General features: G+C 69.6%; 7 protein-coding genes. 2 read left to right on the top strand and 5 right to left on the bottom strand.

Features of this window, described 5'->3' with window-relative positions:
• A partial coding sequence (locus tag G6026_RS04305) for a LysR family transcriptional regulator substrate-binding protein (RefSeq protein WP_347238063.1) occupies positions 1-598 on the bottom strand: 598 nt, incomplete at its 3' end.
• A gap of 122 nt (positions 599-720) precedes the next feature.
• Between G6026_RS04305 and G6026_RS04300 the strand changes: the two genes are divergently transcribed.
• Both G6026_RS04300 and G6026_RS04295 read left to right on the top strand, forming a co-directional pair.
• Positions 721-1,188: a MaoC family dehydratase gene (locus tag G6026_RS04300; RefSeq protein ID WP_107756812.1), complete on the top strand. Its 468-nt coding sequence runs from the start codon at positions 721-723 to the stop codon at positions 1,186-1,188.
• A 101-nt stretch (positions 1,189-1,289) separates the two neighbouring features.
• Positions 1,290-2,039 carry an SDR family oxidoreductase gene (locus tag G6026_RS04295; protein WP_182612348.1) on the top strand — a complete coding sequence of 250 codons (750 nt, stop codon included), beginning with the start codon at positions 1,290-1,292 and terminating at the stop codon, positions 2,037-2,039.
• 17 nt (positions 2,040-2,056) lie between these two features.
• Here the strand turns inward: G6026_RS04295 and G6026_RS04290 are convergent, their stop codons facing one another.
• From G6026_RS04290 to G6026_RS04275, 4 genes are all read right to left on the bottom strand, one after another.
• Complete coding sequence (locus G6026_RS04290; RefSeq protein ID WP_347238062.1) at positions 2,057-3,088, bottom strand: MBL fold metallo-hydrolase; 1,032 nt, start codon at positions 3,086-3,088, stop codon at positions 2,057-2,059.
• Positions 3,085-3,411, bottom strand: a complete 327-nt coding sequence (locus G6026_RS04285) for an EthD domain-containing protein (protein WP_182612346.1) — start codon at positions 3,409-3,411, stop codon at positions 3,085-3,087. Before G6026_RS04285 ends, G6026_RS04290 begins: the two co-directional genes overlap by 4 nt.
• A 101-nt stretch (positions 3,412-3,512) precedes the next feature.
• Positions 3,513-4,139: a TetR/AcrR family transcriptional regulator gene (locus G6026_RS04280; RefSeq protein WP_228549465.1), complete on the bottom strand. Its 627-nt coding sequence runs from the start codon at positions 4,137-4,139 to the stop codon at positions 3,513-3,515.
• 95 nt (positions 4,140-4,234) lie between these two features.
• A partial coding sequence (locus G6026_RS04275) for an AMP-binding protein (RefSeq protein WP_182612345.1) occupies positions 4,235-5,518 on the bottom strand: 1,284 nt, incomplete at its 5' end.

The following is a 5,518-nucleotide window of genomic DNA, read 5'->3' as shown; positions in this document are numbered from 1 at the left end:
GGGACGTGGCGGCGGTCCGCCCGCGGACGATGCCGACGAACTCGTCGATCATCACGTCGCCCTCGCGGTCCGACGACCAGGCGACGCCCATGCGGGTGGCGGGAACGCCCTCCAACGGGCGCTCGATGACGTCCCGACGACTCAGTGCGCGGGCGTACGGCTGCGGTAGCACCAGTAGTCCGACTCCGGCCGCGACCAGGTCCACCGCGGCAGAGACCTCGTCGGGTGACGCGGTGATCGCGTCGACGGGGTCGAGCCACGGCTCCCCCTCCAGGTCGGCCCGGGACAGGGACTCGTAGACGCCGATCTCGTGGCCCCGCGCTGCGAGCACGGCCATGGTCTCGGTGTACAGCGGAATACGCAACAGTCCGGCCGGGGCGGAGCGGGGGGCGTGGTCGGCCTCACGGAGGAACACCACGTCGACACCTCCCGAACCCGGCGTCGACGCCAGCTCCGCCCGGGGGTCACCCACCCGCCGCGCCGTGATCGGCAGGTCGGGGTTGCGCTCGCGCCACCGGGTGAGCCACTTGTCGGGTCGCACACCGGGGACATAGCCGACTGCCAGGCTCCGCCGGTCCGGGCCGCTATCCTCGTTCACCCCCCAACGGTAGCCGCTGCTCTACTGAACCTAGTTCGAGAAGCGGGTTCCGCGCCCCGCTCGTACCCGATACCGTGCGAGACGCCGGCCCCTCCGCCCGCCCACTCGATTGAGGAGAATCCATGACCCACGTATTCCACGGTGTCGACGAGTTCCGAGCGTCCGCCGGCCTCGACCTCGGGGCCGGTGACTGGTTCACGGTCTCCCAGGACCGCATCAACGCCTTCGCCGATGTCACCGAGGACTGGCAGTGGATCCACGTCGACCGGGAACGGGCGGCGGCGTCGAACATCGGGTCGACCGTCGCCCACGGGTATCTCACGCTGTCACTCCTCCCCCGCCTCAGCTCCGAACTGTTCACGTTCGAGGGCATCGGACGCGCGATCAACTACGGGCTCGACAAGGTGCGGTTCCCCTCCTTCGTCCGACCCGGCGACAGGATCCGGGCTGCCGGCCGGGTGGCGTGGACCCGGGAGGCGCAGGCCAGCGGCGTCCTGGCCTGCGTTCACTACGCGATAGAGGTGGAGGGCAGCGAGAAGCCGGCATGCATCGCCGAGGCACTCATGGTGGTGTTCCCCGCCGAGGGCTGAGCGGCACCCGATCCGGGAGGCCACCCGAGGCGTATACTGAATTCAGTTCACTTCATCTATCGTCGAGCGGTACACCCCCCGGCACCGGAAAGGCCGAACACATGGAGCGTTTTGAGGATCACGTCGTGCTCGTCACGGGTGCGACCGGTGGAATCGGCACGGAGATCTGCGGCCGGCTCGCGGCCGAGGGCGCCGTCGTCGTCGCCGCCGATCTGCCCGGTACCCCCCTCGACGAGGTGGCCTCCTCCCTCCCGGTCGGACCCCACCTCCGGGTGGAGCTCGACGTGGCGTCCGAGGAGCAGTGGAGCGCCGCGGTGAACCGCGTCATGGAAGCCCACGGCCGGCTGGACGTGCTGGTCAACAACGCGGGGATCGGCAGCCTCAAGACGGTGGAAGACGAGTCCCCCGAGCACTGGCAGCGCGTCATCGACGTCGACCAGACCGGCGTGTGGCTGGGCATGAAGCACGCCGGCGCCGCCATCGAACGCACCGGCGGCGGGGCGATCGTCAACGTCTGTTCGATCCTCGGCAGCGTGGGCGGCTTCGGCAACAGCTTCGCCTACCATGCCGCCAAGGGCGCGGTACGGACGATGTCCAAGAACGCCGCGATGCACTGGGCCACCAGGGGCGTCAGGGTGAACTCCCTCCATCCCGGGTTCATCGAGACCCCCCAGCTCCTGGAGCGCTTCGAGGGCAGCGAGCGCCATCGCGGGATGCTCGCCGGTACCCCGATGGGACGGCTCGGCACCCCCGCGGAGATCGCCGGCTGCGTGGCCTTCCTGGCCAGCGACGACGCCGGGTTCATGACCGGCGCCGAGCTCTACGCGGACGGCGGCTGGACCGCGCGCTGAGCCCGCACCGCCCCGCCTCAGGCGGTGACGAAGCGCTGTACGCCGGCGGACGAGACCTCGTCGACGACGAGGTCTCCCCACGCCACCAACACGTCGAGATGCGCCATGGTCTCGCACGTCGCGATCATCTTGTTGAACACATCGAGCGAGGAGAACGCGCGCTCGCGGCGGGTCCAGGGGAGTCCCGCGGCCACCTCGAGCCCGGTCGCCCCCTGCCGGGCGGCCACCTGCGCCCGCGTGGCGTCCAGCCTCGAATCGTGATGGGAGAGCAGCTCGCGGACCCGCCCGTGGACGCTGCCTCCGACCGGCCCGTGCGCCGGCAGCATGAGCGTGTCCGGACGGTCCAGCATCGCCTCAAGTGAGGCGAGGTAATCACCCAGTGGGTTGTCCCACCCACCGAGTTCGAAGCCGATGGACGGGGAGATCCTGGGAAGCACGTGGTCGCCTGTGAACGTCACGCCGAGGGCGGCATCGTCGAACACGAGGTGCCCCTTGGTGTGGCCGGCGGTCCGCCGCGCCTGCATCGGCCGTCCCGCCACCGACACCGGGCCGTCCTCGGTCCACGTGTCCGGCAACTCCCAGTCCTCGGCCACCCAGGGCTCGGCGAGCGCCTCGACACGGGACGCCTCGGCGATCTCCGCGGCTCCCGCCCGTCGGAGCTGATCGAGCGAGTCCGTGGGGACGCTGGTGCGCAGTTCGAGGAGCTCGGTCAGTCCGGGGCGCTCACCACCCCCCAGGTGGATGCGGCTCCCGACGCGCCTGCGGAGCTCCGGCCCCATCGTGTAGTGGTCGCGGTGAATGTGCGTCACGTGGACGTCGGTCACCTCGTCGAGCCCGATGTCGACCGAGTTCAGACCGCCGCGCAGGATCTCGAGGTTGCCCGAAACGTTCCACCCGGCGTCGATCAGCGAGACCCCGTGCGGGCCCTCGACCACGTAGACGTTGATCGCACGCAGGCCGTCCTGCGGCATCGGGAGCGGGATCCGGTGGACACCTTCGGCCACCGGATGGCACCCGAGTTCGGCCCAGTCCGCTCCCGAGGCGGTCACGAGTCGCCGACCATGACCTGCTCCTCGCCCATCACCATGATGGCGCGACCTCCCATGGAGCCGACGTGCTCCGCGGCCTTCGCCCATTCCGGGCTCTCGAGCATGGCGTCGTAGGCCTCCTTCGAGTCGAAGCTGAGAACCGACACACCGTCCCATCCCAGGGAGTGCCTGGTGGGACCGGTCTCCTTGACCGCGGTGTGCGACCACCGGCGCAGACCGGGCAGCGGATAGGTCACCTCGGCGTGCTCCCCGCGCCACCAGGTGATGAACTCCTCGTGAGTCCAGTCGCTGGGCTTCGACGCCATGACGATGAGGTTGTACACGATACCTCCATAGTTGAATTCACTTCAGGAATTGGTGTCACAGTACCACCGCGGGATGCCGAAGACCCCTGTTGCGCGGCCCCCGCGCGGACCGGAGCGCCTCAATGCACCAGCCGGAAACACGCCCCCATGACCGAGTCCGAGACCTCGGGCAGGGTTCGACTGCCGCCGGGGCGGTACCAGTTCCACACGGAGTTGATCAGGCCCAGGACGAACCTCCCGAGTTCGACCGGGTCGCGCCGGGGGAACTCCCCCGAGTCCATCCCGCGCTCGAGGAGGCCGGTCCAGTCGCGCTCGACCACCCGGACGAGTTCACGTGCCCTGACCCGCTCCTCCTCCTCCCGCTCGGAGGAGCGAGGGGTGGCGAGCATGTCGATGTGGTGGAGAAGGATCCGCGCCTGGAGCGCCTCGGTCTCGGTGATGTCGTAGGCACTGGAGATCGCCGCCCGCAGCGCGGTCTCGGCGTCGCCCACTCCCTCGACCGCCACCGTGAAGCGCTCGTGATACCTGGTGAGTTCGGCGCTCATGATGGTGAGCAGGCAGTGCGCCTTGGACTCGAAGTAGTGGTAAAGCGCGGTCTGCCCGATCCCCACCTCGCCGGCGATGGTCGCCCACTTCGTGTGCTCGTAACCGACGCTGCCGAAGTTCGCCACGGCCGCCTCGAGGATGACGTTCCTTTTGGATCTCGGGCCCTCGGTCTTTGTTGGCGCCATCGCCTTTACCCCCATGTGAGTGATGATCCGTCCAGGTTAAGCGAAAGTGAGTTCAGGTCACAGTGGTATCGATCCACACCACAGGTGACCTCGCCGTCCCGCCGAACCGATCAGTCCGCGAACATCTCCGCCGCGAGGGTCGCCGCTCCCTTGCGGTCCAACTTGCCCACCCTGGACTGCGGGAGCACGGAGACCGACCGTACGAACTCGGGCCACTTGAACTTCGGGAAGTCCGCCGCCTCCAGGTGCCCACGGATCTGCTCGAGTCCGAGCGGTTCACCTTCCGACACGACGAGTGCCGCCGTCCGCTCTCCGAGTACCGGGTCGGGCACCGGGACCACGCACACCTGGTGGATCCCCGGGATGGCGGCGAGCGCGCTCTCCACCTCGTTGATGTCGATGTTGCGTCCACCGCGGATGATGAGGTCCTTCTCGCGCCCTCGGATGCTCACGCTGCCGTCGTCGTGGATCACCGCCCTGTCGCCGGTGGACAGGAAGCCGTCGGCATTGACGTCGGGCGCGACCGGGGCGCCCTCGCGGGCGTACCCCACGAACAGCGAGGGCCCGCGTACCTGCAGGGACCCGAGCTCACCCGGTTCGAGCACGGCACCGGCGGCGTCCACCACCCGCACCTCGGTCCCGGGGAACGGGCGTCCATCCCGTCCCAGGCGCACCTCCACCTCGTCCGAGGGGGACGGGGTGGTGTGACCCAGGCATTCGGACATCCCGAACACCCGGAGCAGGGTCGTACCCAGGGTGACCTCGGCGTCGTGCAGCGCCTTCTGGTTCATCGGGCCGCCGCCGACGGTCATGGCCCGCATCGCCGACAGCGCACCCTCGGCACCGTCGACCAACGTGAGTTGCAGAGCCATGGTGGGGACCAGCATCGTCCAGGCCACGCGGTGCTCGCGCAGGAGCGCGACCGCCGTCTCCGGCTTCCACCTGTCCAAGGCCACCATCGCGCCGCCGAGCATGGTCGGCAGGTACATCCCGAAGCAGATCGCGGCCGCGGAGGACAGCGGCACCAGCGCACCCACCGGGTCACCGGGCCGAAGGCCCACGGCCTCGATCGTCGAGCGGCATGCGTAGCGCAGGGCGTCCTCGGTCTGGATCACACACTTCGGGCGGCCGGTCGACCCGGAGGTCATGGCCGCCACCGCTCCCCCGTTCCAGCGGTCGACCCCGTTCGAACGACCGTCCGCCGGCCCCGCGACGACCCAGCCGTCCAGTGCCCGGCCGACCTCGACGAACCCGTGCTCGGCCAGCCCCCACACCTCGGCGGTGTCGGTGGCGGCCACCACGACGTCCGGCCGCAGATCCTCTGCGGCGAGATCGAACTCCGAGCGCGTCGCGTGTCCGCTCATCACCGCGAGCATTCCGCCGGCCAGTCCCAC

Origin of the sequence: Dietzia sp. DQ11-38-2 (assembly GCF_014145055.1) — a bacterium.
In the GTDB taxonomy this organism is placed as follows: Bacteria; Actinomycetota; Actinomycetes; order Mycobacteriales; family Mycobacteriaceae; genus Dietzia.
The sequence above is the reverse complement of the archived record's forward strand: the minus strand, read 5'-3'. Positions and strand labels throughout refer to the sequence as shown.